Source organism: Nocardioides daejeonensis (assembly GCF_003194585.1).
GTDB classification, from domain to species: domain Bacteria; phylum Actinomycetota; class Actinomycetes; order Propionibacteriales; family Nocardioidaceae; genus Nocardioides; species Nocardioides daejeonensis.
The window spans coordinates 40,712-66,013 of record NZ_QHKZ01000007.1 but is presented as its reverse complement, the minus strand read 5'-3'; the positions used below and the strand labels follow the sequence as shown (position 1 = coordinate 66,013).

Annotated in this window: 24 protein-coding genes and 1 tRNA gene; 14 read left to right on the top strand and 11 right to left on the bottom strand. The window is 70.5% G+C overall.

Features of this window, described 5'->3' with window-relative positions:
• The 6 genes from DNK54_RS17240 to DNK54_RS17215 all read left to right on the top strand — a co-directional run bounded on the left by DNK54_RS17240 (window position 1) and on the right by DNK54_RS17215 (window position 6,345).
• Complete coding sequence (locus DNK54_RS17240; RefSeq protein WP_110208239.1) at window positions 1-891, top strand: flagellin N-terminal helical domain-containing protein; 891 nt, start codon at window positions 1-3, stop codon at window positions 889-891.
• A complete protein-coding gene (fliW, locus tag DNK54_RS17235) occupies window positions 888-1,322 on the top strand; it encodes a flagellar assembly protein FliW (RefSeq protein WP_239460156.1) in 435 nt (144 codons plus the stop codon). The genes DNK54_RS17240 and fliW overlap by 4 nt, the downstream gene beginning before the upstream one ends.
• A 64-nt stretch (window positions 1,323-1,386) precedes the next feature.
• Window positions 1,387-1,620, top strand: coding sequence for a carbon storage regulator CsrA (csrA, locus tag DNK54_RS17230; RefSeq protein WP_110208238.1), 234 nt, complete (start codon window positions 1,387-1,389; stop codon window positions 1,618-1,620).
• 119 nt (window positions 1,621-1,739) lie between these two features.
• Entirely contained in the window at window positions 1,740-3,965 is a 2,226-nt protein-coding gene (locus tag DNK54_RS17225; protein WP_110208371.1) for a chemotaxis protein CheA, read from the top strand.
• Window positions 3,962-4,432: a chemotaxis protein CheW gene (locus tag DNK54_RS17220; RefSeq protein WP_110208237.1), complete on the top strand. Its 471-nt coding sequence runs from the start codon at window positions 3,962-3,964 to the stop codon at window positions 4,430-4,432. Before DNK54_RS17225 ends, DNK54_RS17220 begins: the two co-directional genes overlap by 4 nt.
• Window positions 4,429-6,345, top strand: a complete 1,917-nt coding sequence (locus tag DNK54_RS17215; RefSeq protein WP_110208236.1) for a methyl-accepting chemotaxis protein — start codon at window positions 4,429-4,431, stop codon at window positions 6,343-6,345. Before DNK54_RS17220 ends, DNK54_RS17215 begins: the two co-directional genes overlap by 4 nt.
• Window positions 6,346-6,461: 116 nt before the next feature.
• Here the strand turns inward: DNK54_RS17215 and DNK54_RS17210 are convergent, their stop codons facing one another.
• Complete coding sequence (locus DNK54_RS17210) at window positions 6,462-7,115, bottom strand: response regulator (RefSeq protein ID WP_110208235.1); 654 nt, start codon at window positions 7,113-7,115, stop codon at window positions 6,462-6,464.
• A 384-nt stretch (window positions 7,116-7,499) separates the two neighbouring features.
• Window positions 7,500-8,252 carry a hypothetical protein gene (locus tag DNK54_RS17205; protein ID WP_110208234.1) on the bottom strand — a complete coding sequence of 251 codons (753 nt, stop codon included), beginning with the start codon at window positions 8,250-8,252 and terminating at the stop codon, window positions 7,500-7,502.
• 43 nt (window positions 8,253-8,295) lie between these two features.
• Between DNK54_RS17205 and DNK54_RS17200 the strand changes: the two genes are divergently transcribed.
• Both DNK54_RS17200 and DNK54_RS17195 read left to right on the top strand, forming a co-directional pair.
• Window positions 8,296-8,979, top strand: a complete 684-nt coding sequence (locus DNK54_RS17200; RefSeq protein WP_110208233.1) for an iron-dependent transcriptional repressor DtxR — start codon at window positions 8,296-8,298, stop codon at window positions 8,977-8,979.
• 31 nt (window positions 8,980-9,010) lie between these two features.
• The gene (locus tag DNK54_RS17195) at window positions 9,011-9,280 is read left to right on the top strand and encodes a DUF2277 domain-containing protein (protein ID WP_110208232.1); all 270 of its coding nucleotides are present in this window, start codon (window positions 9,011-9,013) and stop codon (window positions 9,278-9,280) included.
• 48 nt (window positions 9,281-9,328) lie between these two features.
• Here DNK54_RS17195 and DNK54_RS17190 read toward each other — a convergent pair whose 3' ends face one another.
• A complete protein-coding gene (locus tag DNK54_RS17190; RefSeq protein WP_162602524.1) occupies window positions 9,329-11,242 on the bottom strand; it encodes a beta-propeller domain-containing protein in 1,914 nt (637 codons plus the stop codon).
• Between the two features lie 86 nt (window positions 11,243-11,328).
• Here DNK54_RS17190 and DNK54_RS17185 point away from each other — a divergent pair, with 86 nt between their 5' ends.
• The gene (locus tag DNK54_RS17185) at window positions 11,329-12,513 is read left to right on the top strand and encodes a saccharopine dehydrogenase family protein (RefSeq protein WP_110208230.1); all 1,185 of its coding nucleotides are present in this window, start codon (window positions 11,329-11,331) and stop codon (window positions 12,511-12,513) included.
• A 90-nt stretch (window positions 12,514-12,603) separates the two neighbouring features.
• On the opposite strand, the gene DNK54_RS17180 is transcribed toward DNK54_RS17185, so the two are convergent.
• Both DNK54_RS17180 and DNK54_RS17175 read right to left on the bottom strand, forming a co-directional pair.
• Complete coding sequence (locus DNK54_RS17180) at window positions 12,604-14,784, bottom strand: glycoside hydrolase family 3 C-terminal domain-containing protein (RefSeq protein ID WP_110208229.1); 2,181 nt, start codon at window positions 14,782-14,784, stop codon at window positions 12,604-12,606.
• Between the two features lie 124 nt (window positions 14,785-14,908).
• Entirely contained in the window at window positions 14,909-15,343 is a 435-nt protein-coding gene (locus tag DNK54_RS17175) for an Hsp20/alpha crystallin family protein (protein WP_110208228.1), read from the bottom strand.
• Between the two features lie 103 nt (window positions 15,344-15,446).
• Between DNK54_RS17175 and DNK54_RS17170 the strand changes: the two genes are divergently transcribed.
• A complete protein-coding gene (locus DNK54_RS17170) occupies window positions 15,447-15,731 on the top strand; it encodes a MerR family transcriptional regulator (RefSeq protein WP_239460155.1) in 285 nt (94 codons plus the stop codon).
• Window positions 15,732-15,811: 80 nt separating this feature from the next.
• Here the strand turns inward: DNK54_RS17170 and DNK54_RS17165 are convergent, their stop codons facing one another.
• From DNK54_RS17165 to DNK54_RS17155, 3 genes are all read right to left on the bottom strand, one after another.
• The gene (locus tag DNK54_RS17165) at window positions 15,812-19,216 is read right to left on the bottom strand and encodes an error-prone DNA polymerase (protein WP_110208227.1); all 3,405 of its coding nucleotides are present in this window, start codon (window positions 19,214-19,216) and stop codon (window positions 15,812-15,814) included.
• 90 nt (window positions 19,217-19,306) lie between these two features.
• Window positions 19,307-20,842 (bottom strand): DNA polymerase Y family protein, encoded by a 1,536-nt coding sequence (locus tag DNK54_RS17160; protein WP_110208226.1) that lies wholly within the window; start codon window positions 20,840-20,842, stop codon window positions 19,307-19,309.
• Entirely contained in the window at window positions 20,842-21,507 is a 666-nt protein-coding gene (locus DNK54_RS17155; RefSeq protein WP_110208225.1) for a hypothetical protein, read from the bottom strand. Before DNK54_RS17155 ends, DNK54_RS17160 begins: the two co-directional genes overlap by 1 nt.
• A gap of 142 nt (window positions 21,508-21,649) precedes the next feature.
• Between DNK54_RS17155 and DNK54_RS21170 the strand changes: the two genes are divergently transcribed.
• Entirely contained in the window at window positions 21,650-21,925 is a 276-nt protein-coding gene (locus DNK54_RS21170) for a hypothetical protein (protein WP_162602523.1), read from the top strand.
• A gap of 88 nt (window positions 21,926-22,013) precedes the next feature.
• Here the strand turns inward: DNK54_RS21170 and DNK54_RS17150 are convergent.
• A tRNA-Arg gene (locus tag DNK54_RS17150) sits at window positions 22,014-22,089 on the bottom strand.
• 64 nt (window positions 22,090-22,153) lie between these two features.
• Between DNK54_RS17150 and DNK54_RS17145 the strand changes: the two genes are divergently transcribed.
• The 3 genes from DNK54_RS17145 to DNK54_RS21335 all read left to right on the top strand — a co-directional run bounded on the left by DNK54_RS17145 (window position 22,154) and on the right by DNK54_RS21335 (window position 24,000).
• A complete protein-coding gene (locus tag DNK54_RS17145; protein WP_162602522.1) occupies window positions 22,154-22,426 on the top strand; it encodes a hypothetical protein in 273 nt (90 codons plus the stop codon).
• 126 nt (window positions 22,427-22,552) lie between these two features.
• On the top strand, window positions 22,553-23,761 hold the full coding sequence (locus DNK54_RS17140) for an LCP family protein (RefSeq protein WP_110208223.1): 1,209 nt from the start codon (window positions 22,553-22,555) through the stop codon (window positions 23,759-23,761).
• Window positions 23,762-23,823: 62 nt separating this feature from the next.
• Window positions 23,824-24,000, top strand: a complete 177-nt coding sequence (locus tag DNK54_RS21335) for a hypothetical protein (RefSeq protein WP_204164666.1) — start codon at window positions 23,824-23,826, stop codon at window positions 23,998-24,000.
• Between the two features lie 129 nt (window positions 24,001-24,129).
• Here DNK54_RS21335 and DNK54_RS17135 read toward each other — a convergent pair whose 3' ends face one another.
• The gene (locus DNK54_RS17135) at window positions 24,130-24,504 is read right to left on the bottom strand and encodes an MscL family protein (RefSeq protein WP_239460154.1); all 375 of its coding nucleotides are present in this window, start codon (window positions 24,502-24,504) and stop codon (window positions 24,130-24,132) included.
• Window positions 24,505-24,577: 73 nt separating this feature from the next.
• On the bottom strand, window positions 24,578-25,228 hold the full coding sequence (cpaB, locus tag DNK54_RS17130; RefSeq protein WP_110208222.1) for a Flp pilus assembly protein CpaB: 651 nt from the start codon (window positions 25,226-25,228) through the stop codon (window positions 24,578-24,580).
• Window positions 25,229-25,302 lie beyond the last annotated feature (74 nt).

The following is a 25,302-nucleotide window of genomic DNA, read 5'->3' as shown; positions in this document are numbered from 1 at the left end:
ATGGCGATCGGACGCGTCACCCAGAACATGATGGTGCGCCAGTCGCTGACCTCCATCGAGACCAACGCCAGTCGTCTGGCGGCCAGCCAGGAGCAGCTGAGCACCGGACGCCGGCTCAACCGGCCCTCCGACTCGCCCGCCGACGCGGCAGCCGCGATGCGCACCCGGGCCGAGCTGGCTGCCCAGCAGCAGCACGCCCGCAACGCGGAGGACGGCATGGGCTGGCTCAACCAGATCGACGGCGCGCTGAGCGGCATGATCGTCCAGGTGCGGCGGGCCCGGGACCTCGGGCTGCAGGGCGCTAACGACGGTGCGATGGGCCAGCAGGCGCGGGAGGCACTGGCCACCGAGGTCGAGCAGGTACGCGCGGCGCTGCTGGCGAGTGCCAACACGCAGTACATCGGCCGCCCGGTCTTCGGCGGCATCACCGCCGGCCCGTCCGCCTACGACAGCTCGGGCGCGTGGGTCGGTACGGCGCACCCGGTCAACCGGACGATCGGTCCCGGCGTGGAGATCCAGGTCAACGTGAACGGCCCCGACGTCTTCGGGCCGGCCGGTGGCTCGCTCTTCGATGACCTGGATGCCCTCGCCGCGGACCTGCGAGCCGGCGACACGACCGCGGTCCGGGCGGGGATCGACGCCCTGGCGGGGCGCCTCGACACGCTGACCACCACCCAGGCTGACATCGGTGTGCGCGCGCGCCGCGTGGAGCAGTCGCTGGTCGACGCGGGGGACAACGAGTTGACCTTGACCTCCCGGCTCTCGGACCTCGAGGACGCCGACCTCATGCGTGCGGCGATCGACGTCAAGATGGGTGAGCTCGCCTACCAGTCCGCCCTCGCCACCAGTGCTCGTGTGCTGTCCACCTCGCTGTTGGACTATCTGCGATGATCGCGACCGTGCAGACCGACTCCTCCGAGGTGACGATGAGCGACGTCCCCGAGATCCCGGTGATCGAGATGGTCCGGCCGATGCCGGGCTTCTCCGATGACCAGCAGTTCGCCCTGGTGCGGCTCGACGAGGACGGCACGCTGTGCGAGTTCCGTTCGATCACCCACGACGACCTGCGCTTCCTCGTGGTCACTCCGGGAGTCTTCTTCGCCGGCTACGCCCCGGAGATCACCGACGAGGATGTCGCGGCGCTGGAGTTGGCCGGGCCGGAGGAGGCGCTGGTGCTGGTGGTCCTCAATGCGGGGATGAGCCTGGAGCAGACCACCGGCAACCTGGTGGCACCGATCATCGTCAACACCGTCAACCGACGAGCGCTCCAGGTGGTGCTGGATGATCGCCGGCACCCGATCGCGGCTCCCCTCCTGGGATGAGTGCTCGCGATCTCGCCTCCGCGTCGTGTGTCGCGCCGTGCCCCGGACCCGATAGCGTGGGCCCATGCTGGTGTTGAGTCGCAAGGCCGGGGAGAGTGTGCTCGTCGGGGACGACGTGACCATCACCGTGCTTGAGGTCCGTGGTGACGTGATCCGTATCGGGATCGATGCCCCGCGTTCCGTCAGCGTCCAGCGTGCCGAGCTGATCGAGCAGCTCAGCTCGAGCAACCGCGACGCCGCTTCCCCGAGCGACACCACCGTCGCCTCGCTCGCCGAACAGCTCCGCAAGCGCTCGTAGGGGCGGCGCCCAGCCGACAGTCGCCCTGCAGGCGGCTGCTCTGCGGCCCGACTCCGGTCCGACTTCTCAACTCTCCCTGACGGTGGCCGATGGTCTCCCTGATGGAGGGAGGCGGGGGCGTGGACGACGACGCAGAGATCATCGCGGAGTTCCTCGTGGAGAGTCACGAGAATCTCGACCAGCTCGACAGGGATCTGGTCGCGCTGGAGCAGGACCCGGGATCCCGGGAGAAGCTGGCCAGCATCTTCCGCACGATCCACACGATCAAGGGCACCAGCGGGTTCCTCGGCTTCGGCCACCTCGAGTCGTTGACGCACGTGGGTGAGAACCTGCTCTCCCGCCTGCGGGACGGCGAGATGCTGCTCGACGCGGAGCTCACCGGCACGCTGCTCCGGATGGTCGACACCGTTCGCGACCTGCTCGCTGTCATCGAGCGCACAGGTGCCGACGAGACCGCCGACGCCGTCGTGGTGGCCGAGGTGGTCGCGGCGCTCAAGGCGGCGCTGGAACCCGCTACCGCGCCCTCGGCGACGCAGCCTCCCGCGACGCAGCCTCCCGCGCCGGAGCCGGTCTCTGCGCCGGAACCGACCGTCACGCCCGACCAGCCGAGCGTCGTACCTCTCGCTGCTGCGCCGACTCCGGTCGCGCCGCAGCCGGTTCCGGAGCCGACGCCGGTGGCCGTCCCGACGGATGCCGCGGCGGACCCGGGCGACGACGAGCCGGGCACCCGCAGCGTTGTGGACTCCTCGGTCCGGGTGGACGTCAATCTGCTCGACAACCTGGTGCAGCTGGTCGGTGAGCTGGTGCTCACCCGCAACCAGATCCTGCAGCGCACCGACGGCCTCGGCGACGCCGAGCTCGTGCGCGCGGCACAGCGGCTCGACCTGGTCGCCAGCGAGCTCCAGGAGGGCGTCATGCAGACGCGTATGCAGCCGATCGGGCAGGTGTGGGCGAAGATGCCCAGGATCGTGCGCGACCTCGCCGCACAGCTGGGCCGCGAGGTGCACCTGGAGATGGAGGGGCACGACACCGAGCTGGACCGCTCGCTGCTCGAAGCGCTCAAGGGCCCGCTGACCCATCTCGTCCGCAACTCCCTCGACCACGGCATCGAGCCCCCGGAGCGCCGGATCGCCGCAGGCAAGGCCGCAGCCGGACGACTCTCGCTCCGCGCTCGTCACGAGAGCGGCCAGGTGGTCGTCGAGATCACCGACGACGGCGCCGGCATCGATCCGGTCCGGGTGGCCGAGACCGCGATCGCACGCGGAGTGATCACCGCCGATCAGGCCGCCCGAATGGAGCCGAAGGAGCTGGTGCAGCTGGTCTTCCGCCCGGGCTTCTCCACCGCGGCCACGGTCACGAACGTCTCCGGCCGCGGCGTGGGCATGGACGTCGTACGCACCAACATCGAACGGATCGGCGGCAGCGTCGACCTCAGTAGCCAGGTCGGGCTCGGCACCACCTGTCGCGTGCGGATCCCGCTCACCCTGGCGATCATCCCCGCGCTGGTCGTGGGCGAGGGCGGCGAGCGTTACGCGATTCCCCAAGCCAACCTCGTCGAGTTGGTGCGCCTCGAGGGTGAGGACCTCCGCAACGGCGTGGAGATGCTGGCCGGGTCGCCGGTGCTCCGGTTGCGTGGCCACCTCCTGCCTCTGGTGGCGCTGACCACGGCGCTCGGTGGCCCTTCGTCGGCTACCGACGGCCCGCTCACCGTCGTGGTGGTTCAGGCGGACGGCTCCCGCTTCGGGCTCTGCATCGAGGAGGTCTACGACACGCAGGAGATCGTGGTGAAGCCGATCGGGCGCCAGCTCAAGGGGCTGGCGACGTACGCCGGCGCCACGATCATGGGGGACGGCCGGGTCGCGCTGATCCTCGACGTCCCGGGGATCGCGGCGACCGCGGGCATCGACCACGTGGTCGCCGACGAACCGGAGCCCAAGCCCGTCGACGACGACGCGGAGGCGCTGTTGGTGCTGGAGGTCGCCGCCGGACGCCGGGCAGCCCTCCCGCTGCGTGCGATCAGCCGCTTGGAGGAGTTCGATCCGGCGCGGGTCGAGCGCTCCGGCAACGAGGAGGTCGTGCAGTACCGCGACGGCATCCTGCCCCTGGTGCGGTTGGCTCCGGCGATCGGCCTGCGCGAGTCCGAGCTGACAGGCGACCAGCTGTCGGTCGTGGTCCACGAGGCGGACGGCCGCCGGGTCGGGATCATCATCGATCGGGTGCTGGACGTCGTCGAGACGGCCGTGGTGCGCAGTGAGGTGGGACGCCGTACCGGTGTCCTCGGCTCGGCGATCGTGCAGGACAGGGTCACCGACCTCGTCGACCTGGAGGCGGTGGTCGGACGATGAGCACGACAGTGGCGACCCACCAGTACTGCACCTTCTGGGTGGCCGGTCTCCACTTCGGCGTGGCGGTCGACAGCGTCCAGGAGGTGCTGCGGAGTCAGACGATGACGCCGGTGCCGCGTGCGCCCGAGGCGGTGCGTGGGCTGATCAACCTGCGTGGCCAGATCGTGACCGCGCTCGACCTGCGGCGGCGCCTCGACCTGCACACCGATGCAGACGAGAGCCCGGAGATGAACGTGATCGTCCGCAGCCGCGGCGAGGTGGTGAGCCTCCTCGTCGACCGGATCGGTGACGTGATCGACACCAGCGGGCTGGAGCTCCAGCCCGTCCCCAGCAACCTGCCGGTGATGGTGCGGGAGGTGGTCCACGGGGTGCTCACCCTGCCGGACGCGATCCTGCTCGTCGTCGACCCTGACCGCGCGGTCGACGTGTCTGCCGCCGGAGAGCCCAACAACGGAGGAACGTCATGACCGACCTGGAGATCGCTCCGGAGAACACGCACCGCCCGTCGCCGAGCCACGTCGCTCCCGAGCCGGTCGATCTCTCCCGGCTGCCCGCCGTCCTCGATCAGCTGCCCACTCGGGTGATGCTCGCCGACCGTGACCTGGTGATCACCTACGCGAACCCGGCCACGGTCGAGGGACTGCGCCGGCTCGCCGACTGGATCCCGGTCGCTCCGGAGGAGGTCGTCGGCTCCAGCCTCGACATCTTCCACAAGGACCCGTCCTACCAACGGCGGCTGCTCGCCGACCCCGGGCTGCTGCCGCGTCGGGCACTGATCAGGGTGGGACCTGAGACGCTGGATCTCAACGTCGTCGCTCTCCACGACGAGAGCGGTGCGTACGTCGGCGCGATGGCCACCTGGGACAACGTCACCGACAAGCTCGACAGCGAGAGGCGGGCTGCCGAGGCCACGGCCGACGCCGCCGCCGTCAACAAGGTGCTCACCGGGCTGGCGGCCGCCGACTCCGAGGACGCCGCGGTGCGCGTCGCGCTCGACACGGTGCGTGCCGAGTTCGGCTGGGCCTACGGATCGTTCTGGCGGGTGGACCCTGCTGACCACCTGCTGAAGTTCGTCGTGGAGTCGGGAGATGCCGGGCCGGAGTTCCGCAAGGTCACCCTGGAGGCGTCGTTCGCCGAGGGGGTCGGCCTGTCCGGCCGGACCTGGGCCCAGCGAGACCTCTACTTCACCCAGGACATCGGGGAGATGACCGACTGCTCCCGCGCTCCCGTCGCACAGGCGGTGGGCGTGAAGTCGGGGATCTGCTTCCCGCTCGTGGTCGAGGGCCAGGTGGTGGGCACCATGGACTTCTTCGCCACCGAGACCCTGTATCCCAGCGCCGAGCGCCTGGACGCGCTGCGCAATGTGGGTCGGTTGGTCTCCTCCGCCCTCGAGCGGGTGGCCCGCGCCGATGCCGACCGCGAGGCGGCGGCCGACCTGGCCCGCAAGGTCGAGATGGTCCTCGACGTCGTGAAGGCGGCCGCCGAGGGCGACTTCACGCGCGAGCTCCTCGTCTCCGGCTCCGATGCGATCGGCCAGCTGGCCGGCGGGCTCTCCGAGCTCCTGGCGACCCTGCGCGGCAGCATGGGGGAGATCGGCCACACGGCCGACTCGCTCGCGGTCGCCGCCGAGCAGCTGACGATCCTCTCCCAGGGCATGGGCGAGGGTGCGACGCAGACCTCGGATCGTGCGGCGAGCGCCTCCAGCGCCTCCGTCGAGGTCTCCGCCAGCATTCAGACCGTCGCCACGGCAGCCGAGGAGATGACCGCGAGCATCCGTGAGATCGCCAAGAACGCCACGGAGGCGGCGACCGTCGCCACCAGCGCCGTCACGGTCGCCGGTGCGGCTCAGGAGACGGTCGCCAGCCTCGGCGAGTCGTCGGCCGAGATCGGCCAGGTCATCAAGGTGATCACCTCCATCGCCCAGCAGACCAACCTGCTGGCCCTCAACGCCACCATCGAGGCCGCTCGTGCCGGTGACGCCGGCAAGGGCTTCGCCGTGGTGGCCAACGAGGTCAAGGAGTTGGCGAAGGAGACTGCCAAGGCCACCGACGACATCGGCCAGAAGATCGAGGCGATCCAGACCGACACCCAGGGCGCCGTCTCCGCGATCAGCGAGATCGCCGACGTGATCGGCAGGATCAACGACATCCAGACCTCGATCGCCTCAGCGGTCGAGGAGCAGACCGCCACCACCAACGAGATCGCTCGCAGCGTGACCGAGGCCGCCACCGGCGCCAACGGCATCGCCTCCGACGTCACCCAGGTGGCCGGCGCCGCCGACGACACCCGTCAAGGAGCCCAGAACACCCTCCAGTCCGCCACTGACCTCGCCGCCATGGCCGCCGAGCTCAAAGCCCTCGTCGCCCGCTTCCGCCTCTGACCTGCCGCCTCGAGATTCCCCGCCCGGGCGGGGAACTTGTCGCCTGGTGTGCGTAGCTACGGCCTACAAGTGAGTAATTCCCCGCTCGGGCGGGGAATTACCAAGAATGGAGTGGATCAGGAAAGGTCGGTAGGGGAGGTGCTCAGCTTGCTGGCGAGGAGGGCGGCTTGGGTACGGCGCTCCACGCCGAGCTTGCTGAGGATGTTGGTGACGTGGTTCTTCACGGTCTTCTCGGCCAGGTGGAGGCGCTCGCCGATCTGGCGGTTGGTGAGACCGTCGGCGATCGCGGTGAGGACGCGGTGCTCCTGCCGGGTGAGGCTGGGAAAGCCGGCCTGACTGTCGGGCTCGGTGGACCGCTGCACCAGCCGCAGGGCCGCGCCGGGGTCGATGAGGGAGTGGCCGCTGGAGACCAGTCGGATGCCGCTCAGCAGCGAGGAGCCCTCGATCTGCTTCAACACGTAGCCGGAGGCGCCGGCCAGGATGGCGGCGTACATCGCCTCGTCATCGTCGTAGCTGGTGAGGATGAGCGCGTGCACGTCGGGGTTCTCCGCACGGACCTGTCGGCAGACTTCGATGCCGGTGCCGTCGGGCAGCCGAGCGTCGAGGACCGCGACATCGGGGGCGAGGGCGATGATCGCCTCGGCGGCGCCGGTGGCGAGGCCCGCCTCGCCAACCACCGTGATGTCGCCCTCCGACTCGAGCAGCGCGCGCAGGCCACGCCGGACGATCTCGTGGTCGTCGAGGAGGAAGACGCGGATCTGCTCGGTCATGGGGCGAGTCTTTCACCCCGGGACCCCTCTGTGCGTACGAATGCCGGCGGTGGTCATCTGCATGTGCGGTGGGTGTGTCCGGAAATGGGAGCGACCCGCGGGCGTGCCCGGTGGTTTCCGTCGGCCAGGGGGCCGGGGCGGACCTTCCGAGCCTCTCCGGTGGACTGATGTCCGGAGCGCCCGCGGGTCGGGTGACTGCCGTGGATTACGCCGACTGCTCGACGCTGTGGCGTCTCCGCTCGGCAGCGGAGCTGTCAGCCGACAGCCACCTCACGAGTCCCTACGTCAATCATTGATCGGACCACCTCCTTTCCCGTGTGCCTCAACGGTACGACCGCTCCCAGGCGGCCACAAGGGGTTTTCGGCGGTCCGGGTCCCGGGGGCTCAGCCGTTGAACGCCGACGGATCGATCTCGATCCAGGTGTGCCGGGCCCGAGCGACCACGCGCCCGTCGAGGTCGTGCACGCTGCTGGCGGTGAACCACTTGCGCCCCTCGTTGCCGAGCAGCCCGCCGATGACCACGTGCTCCTCGCCGATTGCCGGGAGCGCGTCGACCGCGGCGGTCATCCGGCCCAGCACGATCGCCCGTCCGGTCAGGTCGACGGTCCACGCGCCGGGGCAGTCGAGTGCGGCCCAGGCGACGGGGAGGCTCACCCGTGTCGGGTCCCTCTCGTCGGCCAGGCTTGCGTGTGGCGTCCACGTCGTCGCCACCCGTTCGACGCCGTCGACCGGCGGCACCGCGCCTGGGAAGAGCCGCAGCCCGTCACCCTCCTCGCGGGCGGTGCCGCAGACGAAGCAGTGCGGGAACGGGTGCTCGGCATGGCCGGCGTACTTCTCGGCGGCCAGCCGCGCCTCCGCCAGCGGTACGCCGGCCACGGGCGCGGGTGCCTGCTCCTGCGGAACCAGCCGCGCGGTGGCGACGACGGTCTCGCCGTCGGCGAGCGTGGCGTGGTCGCCCTCGACGCGCACGTCCAGCGACCGGTCCAGAGGCGGCGGCGTACGCAGGGTGACCTCGACCGGCGGCTGGGGTGTGGGGACGCGACCACCGAGGGCGGAGGCGAGGGCACCGGCGGTCCAACCGCCGTTGCCGGAGCGGTCGGGTCCGCGGAAACGGGACGGGATCAGCAGGGTCTCCATCCCCTCATCCTGCCGAGTAGGCCCGATGGGCCACAATGGAGGGGTGAGCGACCTGATCGACACCACCGAGATGTACCTGCGCACGATCTTCGAGCTCGTGGAGGAGGGGATCGTGCCTCTGCGGGCCCGGATTGCCGAGCGCCTGCACCAGAGCGGACCGACCGTGTCGCAGACGGTGGCCAGGATGGAGCGAGATGGCTTGCTCACGGTCGAGGGCGACCGCCATCTCGAGCTCACCCCGGAGGGCCAACGCCTCGCTACCCGAGTGATGCGCAAGCACCGTCTGGCCGAGCGGCTGCTCACCGACGTCATCGGGCTCGACTGGGAGCTCGTGCACGCCGAGGCCTGTCGCTGGGAGCACGTGATCTCCGAGAACGTGGAGCGGCGGCTCATCGAGCTCCTGGGGCAGCCCACCGAGTCGCCGTACGGCAACCCGATTCCCGGCCTCGACGAGCTGGGCCAGACCCCGGCCGCGGAGGACTTCCGGGAGGGCGTGATCGCCCTCTCCGAGATCGCCGGCCGTGAGGAGCAGCGCGTGCTGGTGCGCCGTATCTCCGAGGAGATGCAGAAGGACGAGCACCTGATGAGTGCGCTGCGCCGTGTCGGCGCGATGCCCGACCAGACCGTCGTGGTGGTCGCGACCGCCGACGGCGTGCTGCTGGGCTCCGGTGGCGAGACCGCCGAGATCGTGCCGGAGGCGGCCGATCACATCTTCGTCCGCGGCTGAGGGCGTACCGAGGGCGACGTACCGTGGGAGCATGTGCCGCAACATCCGCCCGCTGAACAACTTCGAGCCGCCGGCGACCCGTGACGAGGTGACCGCCGCCGCGCTGCAGTACGTGCGCAAGGTGAGTGGGACGACCCGGCCATCGGCAGCCAATCAGGCCGCCTTCGACCGTGCGGTCGCCGAGATCGCCCACGTGACCCAGCACCTCTTGGAGGAGCTGGTTACACAGGCGCCGCCCAAGGACCGTGAGGTCGAGGCAGCCAAGGCCAGGGCCCGGGCCGCCAAGCGCTACGCGTCCTGACGGCCCCCGCGGACCCTCCCCGCGCCTACCTCTCGGTGGCCAGCGCGGTCACCAGGAGAGGAAGCGGTTCTCCTTGGCGCTGCTCAACACCACCCGGCCGTCGGGCAGCGGCACGGTCCGCAGGTTGTTGTAGGTGCGCCAACCTCCGGCCAGAGTCACCCGCTCCTCGGTGAGCTTGCCGTCCGCGCCGACCTGCAGCACCGAGAGGGCGAACCGGTCCCGGCCGCCGTAGCGCATCACCGGCGTCAGCGCGACGTTCGCGTCGGGCAGCCAGGTGAACTGGCGCGGCTCCCAGGCCGCGGGGAGCTCGGCGTTGCGACCGTAGGTGACTTTGCTGAGCTGGGCCAGGGCGGCGGGATCGGAGATGTCGAAGGTGCTGGCTTGCGGGCCGAGGCTGCGGCCGCGCTGGTCGGCGTCCGTGCCGATTCCCAGCAACCGGTCGTCCCCGATCGGGTGCAGGTAGGAGGAGAAGCCCGGGATCTTCAGCTCGCCCAGGAGCCGCGGCCGGTCGGTGGAGAGGTCGATGGCGTAGAGTGGATCGATCTGGCGGAAGGTCACCACCACGGCGAAGTCGTCGAACCAGCGCACCGACTGGATCTCCTCGTTCACGCCCAGGCCGTCGACCCGCCCGGTCTCCTCGAGGCGACCGTCGCGCTCAGCCATCGTGACGACGGCATTCTGGGCCATGGCGGTCGGCTTGCCCTTCTGCCGCTTCTCGGGGATCGCCAGCGCGACGCGCAGTACGCCGTCCGCCGAGTCGAGCGCCCAGCGGTCCCGCACCGTGCCCTTCAGCTGCCCGGAGCCCTGGTAGGTCGCCTGGGTGCCGGAGAGCGCGAAGGCGTGCAGGTCGGTGGTGTCGCCGGTGCCGCCGCCTAGCCGCGCTGCCGTGTCGAACAGGATGCAGCAGCGGCCCCAGGACATGCCCGTGGCGAGGTAGAGCCGGTCGGTGGAGCTGTAGACGATCCGCGAGTCGGTGAGCACCGCGGTCGCGTCGCGGTCGGCAGGGTCGCCGATCGGGAAGCCGATGATGCTGAGCGTGCCGAGTCCGCCGTCTTCGGGAAGCTCGACCGCCGCGCAGTCGAGGAGTGGTGAGGTGGTGCCGTCGTCGCGCACCTGCGGCAGCCAGTCCTCGATCGTCGACTCCCGGACGATCTCCCGGTTCGCCCGCCGCGCCTCCTTGCGGCTGCGGCTGCGGGTCGGGTGCACGAACGGCAGGTCCGGAAGGGCCGTGGACGTGACCAGCCGGACATCGTCGCCGGTGAGCCGGGCGGAGAGCAGCTCACCGTCGAACTCGTGGACGTCGGCCACCTCAGGCGCACGAGGATCAGCCAGGTCGATGCCGGTCACCCGGGAGGTTGCGCCACCGCGCCACCAGTTGTGGTCGACGACCAGTGCACGCTCGCCGCGCAGCAGCAGCTCGGGCTCTGAGGTGCGCGCGGGGAGCTTCAGGGTGCCGAGCCTGCGGACCCGGTCGCCGGTGACGTCGTACGTCGTCAAACGGTGCCGGTCGACGCGCACCAGGATCGTGCCGTTGGTCTTCGCCACGTCGGGCTCGTCGACGCCGGCCTCCTGCACGTTGGTGCCGGTCTCGCTGTTGCTCTGCTCGGTCAGACGGCTTGCTGTGTCGAGGTCCCTGGGGGTCGCAGCCGCGAGGGCGCCGCGGAGCAGCTGCACGCCGTCGTACGCGTAGACAGGTCCGTAGCCCCAACCCCACGGGCCCACCAGCTCGGAGCCGGCCGCGTGCAGTCGGGCCAGCAGGTCCTCGCACGAGGCTGCGGAAGTCAACCTGCCCGGGACGGCGGCGACCGACAGCGCCGGCGCGCCGGCGGGACCGCTTGAGGAGGCGGCCGTACCGCCGGTGGGTGCGGGCTCGTGCAGTGCAACGGCGGCGGTGAGGCCGCCGACGAGGGCGAGGACGGAGAGAGCAGCCGCCGCGAACGGGGCCTGGCTGGAACGACTCATGGCGGTGGGACGAGCCAGGGGCTGTGGCGGTTCCCGCCTGCCGAGCATCCTTGGGCCGATGACCACGGGTACGGCAGCATGGGCCCATGGCGGAACGCGACCTCGACCGTGACCTCGACATCGTCCTCTTCGGCGCTACCGGATTCACGGGTGGCCTGACTGCGGAGTACCTGGCGCGGCACGCGCCGGCCCGGCTGCGTTGGGCGATCGCCGGCCGCAGCCAGGCCAAGCTGGAGCAGGTGCGCTCCACGCTCGCCGCGATCGACCCGCGCTTGGAGGCGATGGAGCTGCTGGTCGCCGACGCGGCCGACCAGGCGACTCTGGAGCAGGTCGTGGCCCGTGCCAAGGTCGTCATCACGACCGTCGGTCCCTACCTGCAGCACGGGGAACCACTCGTGGCGGCCTGTGCTGCGCAGGGCACCGACTATGTCGACCTGACCGGTGAGCCGGAGTTCGTGGACCGGATGTGGCTCAAGCACCACGCCACGGCCGCGGCGAACGGCGCCCGGATCGTGCACGCCTGCGGGTTCGACTCGGTGCCGCACGACATCGGCGTCTTCCATGCCCTGCAGCAGGTGGACACCTCCGGACCGGTGCGCGTACGTGGCGTCGTGCGCAGCAACGCCACCTTCTCCGGCGGCACCTTCCACTCCGCCATGGGCGCCTTCTCGCGGGCTCGGGAGATGAAGGCTGCGTTCGCCGAGCGGCGGAAGAAGGAGGCGCGCCCGGTCGGCCGGAGCAGCCGGGCCGTGGCCGGAAAGCCGCATCGTGACTCCCTGCTGGGCTACTACCTGCTGCCGCTGCCCACCATCGATCCCCAGGTCGTCGTGCGCAGTGGTGCCGCGCTGGCCTCCTACGGGCCGGAGTTCCGGTATTCGCACTACGCCGGTACCAAGACGCTGCACTACGCGCTCGGCGGCTCGGTCGGCGTCGTCGCGCTGGCGCTGGCAGCGCAGATCCGCCCGGTGCGCAACCTGCTGAAGAGCAAGGTGCCGCAGGGCGAAGGGCCCTCGCCGGAGCGTCGCCGGCGCTCGTGGTTCACCGTCGACTTCGTCGTCGAGGCGGAGGGGCGCACCGTGCACACCCGGGTGAGCGGCGGCGATCCCGGCTATACCGAGACCGCGAAGATGCTCGCCGAGTCGGCGCTCTGCCTGGCGTTCGACCAGAACCCGGTGACCAGCGGCCAGGTCACCACGGCCACCGCGATGGGCCAGAACCTGCTCACCCGGCTGGAGGCAGCCGGGATGAGCTTCGAGGTGGTCTCCCGCTAGCCGCCGAGTTCGCGCAAATGGCCCATCGAGTTCGCGCAAAAGTCAGCTCTCGCGCCATTCGCGCTAACTCAAGGCGCCATTTGCGCTAACTCAACGGGCTTGGTTGGCGGCGTCGAGGAGGGCCTGGATATCGGCGGTGCTGACCGCGCCGCCAGCCATGGTGAGCACGCGTCCGATCGGGAAGCTCATCAGCATCTGCCCCATGCCCTCGACGTCGTCCGCCTCGTCGGGCGCCATCTCGGCCAGACCGGCCGCCACCAAGGGGCCGGCGACCGGGTCCTCCAGCACCTCGCCGAGGGTCGACTCCAGGTGCAGGAGCGGGCGCAGGTCGGGGCCGTCCAGGGAGACGTGGGTACGCGCCCGGAGGTCCCGGCTGGATGCGCCGACCTCGATCGTGTACTCACCGGCCTCCACGGCCCAGCCGTACCCGGTGAACCACGACTCCAACGCGTGCAACGGTACGTCGACACGCACGACCCGGCTCTCCCCGGCGGCCAGCTCGACGACGGCGGTGCCCACCAGGGCGCGGGGCGGGCGAGTCAGCTGCGAAGCAGGCTTGCCGGCGTACACCTGCACGACCTCGCGACCGGTGACCGCGCCGGTGTTGGTGATCGTGACCTGCACGTCGAGGCCGTCGGGCCGACCGTGCACGCCCAGGTCGGTGTGCTCGAAGGTCGTGTAGGAGAGGCCGTGCCCGAACGGGAAGGTGACCGGCAGAGCGCGGGCGTCGTACCAGCGGTAGCCGACGAAGACCCCCTCGCCGTAGCGCACGTGGCCCCGCTCGCCGGGGAAGTCGAGGAAGGCGGGGGAGTCGGCCAGCCGCAACGGGACGGTCTCGGCGAGGCGGGCCGACGGATTGACCCGACCGGTGAGCACGTCTGCCACCGCGCCGCCGCCGGCCTGGCCGAGCAGCGACGCCTGCACCAGCGCAGGCACCTGCTCGGGGTGCGGCACGGAGACGACGCCGCCGGCCGACAGCACCACCACGGTGCGCGGCTGCGCGGCGAGTACGGCGGCGAGAAGGTCGAGCTGCTCGACCGGAAGGTCGAGGTGGGCACGGTCGAAGCCCTCGGACTCCTCCTCGGCGGGCAGTCCGAGGAACAGCACCGCCACCTCGGCCGCGGTCGCGGCAGCAGAGGCCTCCGCCGGATCGTCGCCGGTGAAGGTGAGGTCGGGATGGAGGCGGCGCAGCTCCTCCAGCGCGGAGTCGAGGCGGGTCGGGTTGATCCGGGAGCTGCCGGCGCCCTGATAGCGCGGAGTGCGGGCGAACTCGCCGATCACTGCGATCCGGCTCCCCGGGGTCAACGGCAGCAGCGGGGCATCCCCGACGGGCTCGTTGCGCAGCAGCACGATGCAGTGTCCGGCGATCCGGCGGGCCGCGTCATGGTGCTCGGCATGCAAGGCAGCCAGCGGGCGGGCAGGCCGCTCGGCGGCGGCAGCCTGCGCGCGGGCGGCCAGCGCGGCGACGCGTCCGGCAGAGCGATCCACGACGGACTCGTCGAGCTCACCGGCCTCGACCGCGGCGACCACCTCGGCGTCGCTCGCGCCGCCGACGCCGGGCATCTGCAGGTCCAGTCCCGCAGCCAGGGAGGTGACCCGGTCGCGTACCGCACCCCAGTCGGAGACGACCAGGCCGGCGTACCCCCATTCCTCGCGGAGGACGGTGGTGAGCAGCCACGGGTTCTCGGAGGCGAGGACGCCGTTGATCGCGTTGTAGGAGCACATCACGGTCCACGGGTCGGCATCGCGGACCACGCGCTCGAAGGCGCGGAGGTAGAGCTCGCGCAAGGGCCGCTCGTCGATGTCGGCGCTCACGCGGAGCCGGTCGTGCTCCTGGTTGTTGGCCGCGAAGTGCTTGAGAGAGGCGCCGACGCCGCCCGACTGCAGGCCGCGGACCCAGGCGCTGCCGAGCAGTCCGGAGAGGTGAGGATCCTCGGAGAAGTACTCGAAGTTGCGTCCGCACAGCGGAGAACGCTTGAGGTTGATACCGGGGCCGAGCACCACGGCCACGTCCTCGGCCCGCGCCTCGGCGGCGATCATCGTCCCCACCTCCGCGACGAGGTCCGGGTCGAAGGAGGCGCCGAGTGCGACCGCGGGAGGGAAGCAGGTGGCGGGGTTGCTGTCGCCCAACCCCAGGTGGTCGCCCTCGCCGGCCTGCTTGCGCAGTCCGTGCGGGCCATCGGTCAGCATCACGGAAGGCGCGCCGTCGGCGGCCTCGGTGTGCCAGAAGTCCTTGCCGGAGAGCAGGGCGGCCTTCTCGGTGAGGTTCATGCTGAGATCGTAGGCAGGAACCTCAGCAGGAGTGGGGAAATGTGAACCGGTGGCCGAGCCGGTCGCGACCGCGTTCGGTGACGGGTCTCGACAAGCTCGACCACCGGTGACGAGGCGGCTTCGCTCAGGCCTCGATGGCCTCGGGCTCCTCCGCCATGGGGACGCCGGCGATCTGGATCTTGCGCGGCTTCGCCTTCTCGGCCACCGGGACGACCAGACGCAGGACGCCCTGGTCGTAGCCTGCCTCGATCTTGTCGAGATCGAGGTTGTCCCCGAGGACGAGCTGCCGGCTGAACTGACCGTGCACGCGCTCGGCGGAGAGCCGCTGCCAGTCGCCGTTGTGGGCGACCCGCTCGGCCTTGACGGTGAGCACGTTGCGCTCGACGTCGATGTCGATGCTCTCCGGCGTGACGCCGGGCAGATCGAACTCGAGCACGAACCGGTCACCTTCACGCCAGGCATCCATCGGCATCACGGCAGGGCGGTTCGTCGTGCCACCCAGGAGCTGGTGGGTGAGGCGGTCGAAGTCACGGAACGGATCGGTGGTGCGCAGCAACATGGGTTCCTCCTCTGGAGTGTCGATCGGACATGATCTGTAACAACAGATATAGATCATCTGTTCCCAAGATTTCAAGTACCCTGGATGCAGGAGGTGCACGAAGGTGCCTGAACGCGGTGTGTACGCGATCTCGGTCGCGGCCGAGATGGTGTCGATGGAGATCCAGAACCTGCGTGTGTACGAGCGCCGGGGTCTCGTCGCGCCAGCCCGTACGGCGGGAGGCACGCGCCGCTACAGTGCGGCAGACATCGTCCGGCTCCATCGGATCCGCGACCTGCTCGCCGAGGGCCTCAACCTGGCCGGGGTCGCGCGGGTCCTGGAGTTGGAGCACGAGGTTGCCCGACTGCGTGCCGACAACCAGCGTCTCCGCCGGGCCAAACGGGGCTGACCGAGCCGGTGATCGAGCCTGTCGAGATCGTTCGGTGACGGGTCTCGACGGGCTCGACCTCCGGGGAGGTCCTTCCCTGCTCAGCGGAAGTCGCGGGAGCGGTGCCGGGAGGTGAGGGCGCGATCGGCGGCGGGATCGACCGCGGAGAGCGGGAGCAACTGATCGGCGACCAGGTTGATCACGCCGTCCTGCTGCTCGAGGATCCCTCGGATCACCATGCTGGCAGCGCTCCGGGCGACCTGGCGGTAGCGCCGCCAGACCCCGGGGCTGCACACCACGTTGAGCATGCCGGTCTCGTCCTCCAGATTCAGGAAGGTGACCCCCTCCGCGGTGCTGGGGCGCTGTCGGTGGGTGACCAGTCCGGCGACCCGGATCCGGCGGCCGGACTCGAGGTGGGGCAGGTCGGCGACCGCCTGGATGTGGTGAGCCTTCAACTGCGTACGCAGGTGCCCGAAGGGATGGGTCTCCGGGGTGATGGTGGTCGCCCACAGGTCGGCCAGGGTCTCCTCCATCGGCGTCATCTCCGGGAGTGCGGGCACCGAGAGGCGCGGACCGCTACCCAGGAGCTGCCCCTCATGCTCGACGTACCCGGCTCGCCACATCGCTTCGCGCCGACTGAGGTCGAAGCTGCCGAGAGCGCCGGAGGTGGCCAGCGCCTCAAGCTGCCGGGTCTCCAGTCCGGCCCTGCGAGCCAGGTCGACCATGTCGACGAACGGTCGCTCCGCTCGTGCCGCCACGATGCGCCGGGCGACCTCGGTGCCGATGCCCCGCACCGAGTCCAGTCCCAGCCGGACCGCGTACGACGTGTCGCGGCGATGCTCGGGCGTGGGGTCACCGGTGCCCTCGACGAACGCGGTGCGTTCCTTGTGGTCGGTCAGGCACGCATCGAGCCCGGTGACTCCTGGCGGACCGATCTGTTCGAGATCCGCCGTCGCCGCCGAACGGACGATGTCGGGGCCGAGCACCTCCACCCCGTGCCGTCGCGCGTCGTGCACCAGTGACTGCGCCGAGTAGAACCCCATCGGCTGGGCGCGGAGCAGCGCGGCCAGGAATGCGGCCGGATAGTGGAGCCGGCACCACGAGCTCGCATAGACCAGCTTGGCGAAGGAGAGCGCGTGGCTCTCGGCGAAGCCGAAGTTGGCGAAGGAGAGGATCTTCGCGTAGATCGCATCGGCCTTCTCGCCCACCAGCCCGCGCTCCGCCATGCCGGCGTACAGCTTGGTCTTGATGCTCTCGATCCGTTCGACCCCGCGCTTGGAGCCCATCGCCCGCCGCAGCAGGTCGGCCTCGTCCTCGGTGCAGTCGCCGAGCACCCGGGCCATGTCCATCAGCTGCTCCTGGAAGAGCGGGACTCCCTTGGTGCGCTCCAGCACCGGTTTCAGATCGTCGTGGTCGTACTCGACCTCCTCCCGGCCCGTCGCCCGCCGGATATACGGATGTACGGCGCCCCCTTGGATCGGCCCCGGACGGATCAGGGCGATCTCGATCGCCAGGTCGTAGAACTCGCGCGGACGCAGCCGCGGCAGGGTGCCGATCTGGGCGCGGCTCTCCACCTGGAAGACGCCGACCGAGTCGCCGCGGCAGAGCATGTCGTAGACCGCCGGCTCCTCCTTCGGCAGGGTCGACAGCGTCCACCTCTCCCCGAGGTGGGTGGCCACGATGGTCATCATGTGATCGAGCGCGGAGAGCATGCCCAGTCCGAGCAGATCGAACTTCACCAGCCCCATCCACTCGCACGAGTCCTTGTCCCACTGGAGCACGGTGCGGTCCTCCATCCGCGCCCGCTCGATCGGGCAGACCTCGCCGATCGGCTGCTCGGTGAGGATCATCCCGCCGGAGTGGATGCCGAGGTGGCGCGGCGAGCCCAGCATCGACTCGGCCAGCTCGACGACCGGAAGGGGGATGTCGTGCTCACTGCCCTCCTCGTCGGGGCGGGGCACCCGGCTCCAGCTGGAGATCTGCTTCGACCAGGCGTCCTGCTGGCCCGGCGAGTAGCCCAGTGCCTTGGCGGCGTCACGCACCGCCATCTTGGGTCGATAGGTGATCACGTTGGCGACCTGGGCGGCGTTGCGGCGGCCGTAGGTCCGGTAGACCCACTGGATCACCTCCTCGCGCCGGTCGGAGTCGAAGTCGACGTCGATGTCGGGCTCCTCGTCGCGGTGCTCGGAGATGAACCGGGCGAAGGGCAGATCGTAGAAGACCGGGTCGATGGAGGTGATGCCGAGTGCGTAGCAGACCGCCGAGCTGGCTGCCGACCCCCGGCCCTGGCAGAGGATCCCTTGGGAGCGGGCGAAGGCGACGATGTCGTGCATGATCACGAAGTAGCCGGAGAAGTCCTTGCGCTCGATGGTCGCCATCTCCTTGGCGATCCGCACGCGCGCCTCCTCCGCTTGGGGGGCGTCGGGCGGGTAGTGCGTCGCGGTGCCACGAGCGACGAGCTCGCGCAGCCAGGTCGTCGCGGTGTGGCCCTCGGGGATGTTGCGCTTGGGCAGGTCGGGCTTGGCGCGACGCAGGTCGAAGGCGATCTCGTCGGCGATGCTCACGCTCTGGGCGACCACGCCGGGGTAGCGGGCGAAGCGGGTCGCCATCTCCGCTCCCGAGCGCAGGCAGGCCCCGCCCCAGGCCGGCAGCCAACCGTCCATCTCGGCCACGCTGCGCCGGGCACGTAGTGCCGCCATGGCGGTGGCCAGCCGATGCTCCTCGGGCCGGGCGTGATGCACGTTGCCGGTGGCCACCGCCGGCAGCCCCAGCTCGCGGGCCAGGCCGAAGAGCACGTCGTTGTGGCTGCTGTCCTCGGGCAGCCCGCGGTCGATCAGCTCCACCACCACGCTGTCGCGGCCGAACCTCTCCGCCAGCTCCCGCAACGCGGCGGCTGCCGCGGCCGGACCGCCGGAGGCGAGGGCCCGCCGTACGGCGCCCTTGCGGCAGCCGGTCAGCACCAGCCAGTGCTCACGCCCGATCTCGGCCAACTCCTCGAGGTCGTGCACGGGACGGCCCTTCTCGTCGCCGCGCAGGTTCGCCTCGGTGATGGTGCCGGCCAACCGGTGGTAGCCGGCGACGTCGCGGGCCAGCACCAGCAGGTGGTCTCCCTCGGGGTCGGCGATGCCGTTCTGCGGCCTGGTCAGGCCCAGGGAGAGCTCGGTGCCGTGCACGGTGGGCATCTGGTGCTCCGCGGCGATCTCGGCGAAGAGCGGGGTGCCGGCGAAGCCGTCATGGTCGGTCAGCGCGATCGCGTGCAGGCCGAGCCGCACCGCCTCCTCGACGAGCTCGCGTGGACCACTGGCCCCGTCGAGGAAGGAGAAGCTGCTGTGCACGTGAAGCTCGGCGTACGGCGTCACCTCGCCCGTGGGTCGCACCGCGTCGGGCGGCGGGACGTAGCCGGTCCGCTTGCGGGAGCCGGGTCCGTCGTCGGGTCGGGTCGGTGGTCGCCCGGAGAGCTTGCGCTCCAGGTCGCGCCAGGGGACCGGCGGGTTGCTCCAGCCCATCAGCTGCTCCCCGGTGGTCGGGAGTTCTCCGGTGGCTGGGGGTTCCCCGGTGGTCGAGCTTGCGCCGTCCTGAGCCTGTCGAAGGACCCCTCAGTCATAGCTGGCCTCGGTCCACCAGCGGTCGTCGCTGCAGGCCAACAGCCAGGCCCGTCCGTCGACGCCGACCATCTGGAAGCGGCTGATCTTCCGTGCATCCGGCTCCCACCAGGTCTCCTCGACCGGCCAAGGTCCGGCCCAGGCGGAGACCTCCAACCAGCCTTGTTGCTGATGAGGCCGGAAGCGGGCGGGCGAGCCGGTGAGGAGGCCGCGTGGGGTGACCGCGACGGGGCGGTGCCCCGCGTCGAGCACCGTCGCCGGCCACGGCTCGGGCAGCACCCGAGCCGGGGCGGGCGGTGGGATGCTGCCCGGCCAGGGGAGGTCGCGGGGACGCAGCCCGAGCGGACGCTCTCCCCAGGGCACATGGACCTGTCGGGCCTGCGGAGAGCGCCCGCCCTGGAGGAGCGGCTGCACCACTGACTCGAAGCCGAGCAGCGCCTGCACGCGGGCCACACCTCGCTCGACCTGTGAGGCGTCGGCGTTGCCCCAGAGCCCGTCGGCATGCACGACGTCGGCCTCCACCGTCTCCGGGGTGAACCGCACGCAGGTGACCGGCCCCACGGATGCCGACCTGCTGCGCTGGTCTCCCTGCGAGCTGAGCTGCCAGTGCACCCGGTCGATCAGGTCGCCGGCACGGAACCACTGGGCGTGGGCCCACGACCGTGACGAGGTGATCCGGCCTTCGCTCTCGGCTTCGACGAGCACCCGGGTGCAGACGAGGTGGCGAGCACCGATCTGGTGCACGAACCGCTCCGCGGTGCGCCGGACGCTGAAGGTGACCGACTCGACCGAGGTGAGGGCGGGTTCGAAGGTCACCTCGCAGACCAGTTCGGGGGGAGGCTGGCGGGTCGGGAGCCGGTCGGTGTCGCCGCCTCGGGCCAGCTGATGGAGCCGGGCGCCGTCGGCACCGAAGCGGCCGAGCACGTCGGTAGCAGGCAGCCCGGCGAGGTCACCGAGGGTCCGGATGCCCAGCCTGCGCAGCAGGTCGGTGGTCTCAGGCTCGTCGAGCACACGGATGTCGAGAGGAGCCAGGTACGCCGCGGAGCCGCCGGCCGGCACCACGGTGCTGTCCTGCTGGTCGGCGGCCCGGGCGGCCTGCTCGGCGGTGAAGAGGTCGTCGGCGATGCCGAAGCGACAGTCCCAGATGCCGAGGGCGACCAGCTGCTCCGCGAGCACCGCAGCAGCCTCCCGCTCCCCGCCGTAGTAGCGGGCGGGGGAGTGCAGTGCGGCCAGGCCGGGGCGGAGCGCCGCGATGCCGGGGGAGAGCTCCTCGAGGCGGGCCAGCACCGGCTCGAAGTCGCGGGCCTCCCTCTCGGGGTTGGCTGGGAGCAGGACGAGCTCGGGGCACCGGGACTGAGCATCCCGACGGCGCATGCCGCGTCGTACGCCGTCGCCGCGAGCCGTGTCGTTGCAGGCATGCACCTGATGCGCGTCGAGGACAGCGGCAGGACGGTGCGGCGGAACCTGTGCCTCGGCCATCGCCGAGAGCACGGGCCAGTCCGGGCACCAGACAGCCAGCACGCGGCGCATCAGCCGACCTCGCGCAGGAGCCGGATCTGCCGGGCGCCGAGGATGCGAGGTGGCTCGGTGCCGGGCAGGGTGACGGTGCCGTGGACAGGCGGGCCACTGCCGTGCCGGACGGCGATCTCGACCTGCCGGGCACGCAGGTGGCCGTGACCCTGGCCGAGGCCCTGCCACTGCTGGCGGACCAGACCGACCTGGGCCTCGCACTGTGGCCAGTCGCCCTGCACGACCAGTGCCGCAGACCTTTTGCGGAGCCGTGCTGCGATCCGGCTGGCGGTGTGGGCATCGACCCGGGCCGGCGGGCGGAGCAGTAGCACTCCGGTGACGTCGAGCAGAGCCGCGGTGACCTCTGCCCAGTGGCTGCCCGGGTCGGGCACCAACAGGGTTCGGCTCAGGTCGAGGCCGAGCTCGGCGGCCGCTTCCAGTCCGAGGTCGTCGACGCCGACCACCGCCGTCCACGTGCCCTGCGCCGACGGGCCGGCCAGCAGGGCCACCGCGAGGCTGGTGGAGTCGGTGCGATAGCTGCTCCCCGGGTGCATCCGCACCAGGCCGCGCAGTGCCGGGTGCATCGGCATCGGCTCCCGCAGCCCCCCGCTCTCCATCTGCCGCACCCGCGCGCGCAGCTGCTGGACCAGGTCGAGGTCCGGGCCGGGGCGGAGGGTGGAGGACACCCCTCCATGATCGAACACATGTTCGAACAGGTCAATCTGATCGAAGCCGGAAACTGGCCCGTTCGGGTAGGCGACACAGGGGCCTGCCCTGTGTCACCCTTCTTCGCGGGGAGGGCCGACTCCGCAGGAGGTTCCGGCCGTGATGAACAAGCGAACCTGGGTTACCCGCGTCGCCGTCGTCAGTCTGACTGCCACCGCCCTCAGTGGCGTGGGGGCTGGCGTCGCCGTGGCTGACGGATGCTCGCCAAGTGGGCCATCGCGGCCAGATGGCACGATCACCGTGCTGCTCAAGCCGCTGATCGGGTCACCCTACGACTTTCCCGGCACCCAGCCGTTGGGAATGGCGCCGTTCGTGGTCACCGGCCTGCTGGATGCGGTCATCGACCCGGTGCTGTGCACCCTCGGCAACCGAGGGTGAGCACCGGCGCCCCCCGTTCGATGGAGTGTGCGGGCTGCTGAAGACCCGAAAGCCAGCCCTCTCGCTCCATGGAAGCCGAGGTGATTGCTGGTGCCCCGGGCGAGAGTCGAACTCGCGACCTTTCGCTTAGGAGGCGGCTGCTCTATCCACTGAGCTACCGGGGCTGGGCCGTGCAACACGGTGGACACATCTTTGCAGGTGACTTGGCGTGTGTCCCAGCATGGGGGCATGGGGACGACGCTGCGTGGGCTCTCAGGGTGGGCGCGGTTGGGGATCTATGCGGCCGCGCTGCTCGTCGGCGTACTCGTCACCTTCTATGTCGGCATGGAGCGGGAGGGCGCGGTCTGTGATCGCCCCGACTTCGATGGGGAGTGCGACGTTGCCGGCCTCGTCGGGTTGGTCTGGGGTGGGGCGGCCTTCCTGGTGCTGGTCACGACGTTCGTTGCCATCGAGGTGGTGCGCGACCTGAGGAAGCGTGCGCGCAACGGGGAAGGGCGCTGATCGGCCCTCCGTGAGCGCTCGGCAAGGGTCACCGTTTTGGCGGATTGAGAGAGCGCAGCCCACCATTTGGGGTGGTGCCGTAGATTCACGGCGCGAGTTGTCCCTGCTAATCGATACGAGATCCGCGTGAGTGATGTGACCACCGGCCGCCATCGCGGCGATGCCCGGCGTCGACACCACGTCGCCCGCTACTTCGGGTACTTCGTGCTCACGATGACGATCGCGATCGGTCTCTTCGGTGCCTACACGTTCCGTCATCTCAACGAGAACCTGCACACCGAGAACATCGAGGCTCAGCTGGGCACGGATCGGCCCGAAGACGTCGAAGTGGAAGGGCCCAAGGAGCCGCTCAACATCTTGGTGATGGGCTCCGACACGCGTGAGGGCGCCAACAACATCGATGGCCTGACCGGCGGCGGCGAGCGCTCCGACACCACGCTGCTGTTGCACCTCAGCGCCGACCGCAAGTTCGCCTACGGCGTCAGCCTGCCGCGCGACGCGATGGTCGAGCGCCCCACCTGCTACCGCAAGGACGGCAGCGAGATCCCCGGCGGCTTCGACATGTGGAACGCTGCCTTCGCGTACGGCGGCCCGGCATGCACGATCCGCCAGTTCGAGCAGCTGAGCGGGATCCGGGTCGACCATTGGGTCAAGGTCGACTTCAACGGCTTCAAGGGCATGGTCGACGCCGTCGGCGGTGTCGAGATCTGCGTGCCTGAGGACGTGGACGACTACGTCGGCAACATCCACCTCAAGGCCGGCACCCGGATGGTCAAGGGCCAGGAGGCGCTCGACTACGTGCGGGTGCGGCACGGGATCTCGGCCAACGGCGACATCGGCCGGATGAAGCGGCAGCAGGTCTTCATCGCAGCCATGGTCGACCGGGTGATGTCGAAGGGCGTCATGGCGCGACCGGACCGGTTGCTCAAGTTCCTCGACGCGGCCACCAAGTCGCTCACCCTCGACCACCGTCTCGGCTCGGTCACCAAGATCGCCAGCCTGGCCGGCGAGCTCCAGGACATCGGTCTCGACAACATCAAGTTCATCACCGTGCCGTGGGACTTCTACCAGCCGGACCCCAACCGCCTCGTGTGGGCGGAGGATGCCAACCTGCTGTGGAAGAAGGTCAAGTTCGACGAGCCGCTGACCCGTCGCCTCAGCACCGAGGTGGTCGACGCGGCTCGCCGTCCCGGCTCCACTGCCACCCCGGACCCCGACGCGGGCAGCACCGAGAGCCCCTCGGGGGGGCCGACCGAGTCGGAGTCCGCGACGCCGGACCTCAGCAACGACGCTGACCGCGCCGCCACCGCGGCCGCCAACGGCCTCTGCGCCTGATCCTCCCCGAGCCGGGCGGAGCCCGGCTGAGTGGATGCGACAGCCCGCCGTACGATCGAGGTATGGCGGAGCGCACCGAGGAGCAGGAGTGGCAGCGTCGTCGCCGCCTGGCTCGGATCTTCGGCGACGTGCTGCCGGACTCCACCTCCGACGACCGCGATCCGGAGGATCCTCGCTCGAGTCGCGACAGCGAGGAGTGGCTCAAGCGTCAGGTGCCTCCGCACCATGGGGGGAACTGAGCGCGACGTCACCGCTCGACCGCCGGGGTCTCGACAGGCTCGACCGCCGGGCTGCGTTGTCTCGACCTACGACAAGGAGAACGCCCCGGACCGGGTGGTCCGGGGCGCCCGTGAAGCAGGTGACGTGCGTCAGGCCTGGCCGCCGCGCTGGGCGAGCAGGTTGCGGATCTCCTCCAGCAGCACGACCTCGTCGGGCTTGGCCTCCGCCGGGTCCTCGGCCATGAACTTGGCCTTGGCCATGTTGTAGGGCGTCACCACGAAGTAGTAGACGACCGCAGCGAGAATCAGGAACGACACCAGGGCGGTCAGGAACGGTCCCACGTAGACGTCAGCCAACTGGACGCCGTCGAAGTTCGGCTCGTCGAAGACCTTGCCGATGAAGCCCATCAGCACGTCGGTGAAGGTCGAGACCACGGTGCCGAAGGCGGTGGCCATGATGAAGGCGACGGCGAGTTCGACCAGGTTGCCCTTGAGGACGAACTCCTTGAAGCCCTTCAGATCCATACTTTTCTCCTAGTTGTCAGCGGGTCCCGAGTGCCCGTGTGCAGGGGGGTTGGACCGTTTTCAGCGCCTTACGCTAACCCGAGATGGTGACCGCCAACCATCGTGTCGCGGCTGCGCCGGCGATATTTCGTGCCGATGCGGGGCTCACGGCGAGCACCACGAGGCGCCCGGCGAGGCCCGGGCCGGTGGCCTGAGGCTCCCGCTCGGGCTGCGGCACGGTGATCACTCGGACCCCCGTTGCGACCTGCTCGGTGAGGCCGCTCTGCGGATCGGTGGCTGCCAGGTCGATCCGGTCGCCCGGGCGGAGCATCGCCACTACGCCCGGGTCGGGGATGCGCACCGGCAACGCCACCATGCCAGGGGCGTCGGTCAGCATTCCGGGTGCGACCAGGCCGGCGTCGGTGAGCGGCTCGCCACGGCGCAACGGCCCGGCGAGCGTGCGCCCGAGCGCCTCGCGTCGTCCCTGCGCTCCCTCCGGTACGGCGTCGGGCGGCACCCGCACCACGGTCAGGTCGGAGGCGCTCACCGGAGTGCCTGCGGGCAGGTCGGCGGCCGCGACCACGAGGTCGACGTACGCGGGTGGTGCAGGGGCGAGGGTGCGCAGCGTGCCGACGGCGGCCACCCCGAGTAGCACGGCGGCGAGCCCGCGCCGGTGCCGGAGCAGCCGTCGCCGGAGCCGGTGTCGGGTCCGCCGGAGACGTTCGCTGAGGTCGTGGGTCGCCATGGCCGGGAGGCTAGGTCGTTCCGGGAGGGTGCGCAGAGGTTCTCCACAGGGAGGGTAGAGTTGGCAGTCGGCCC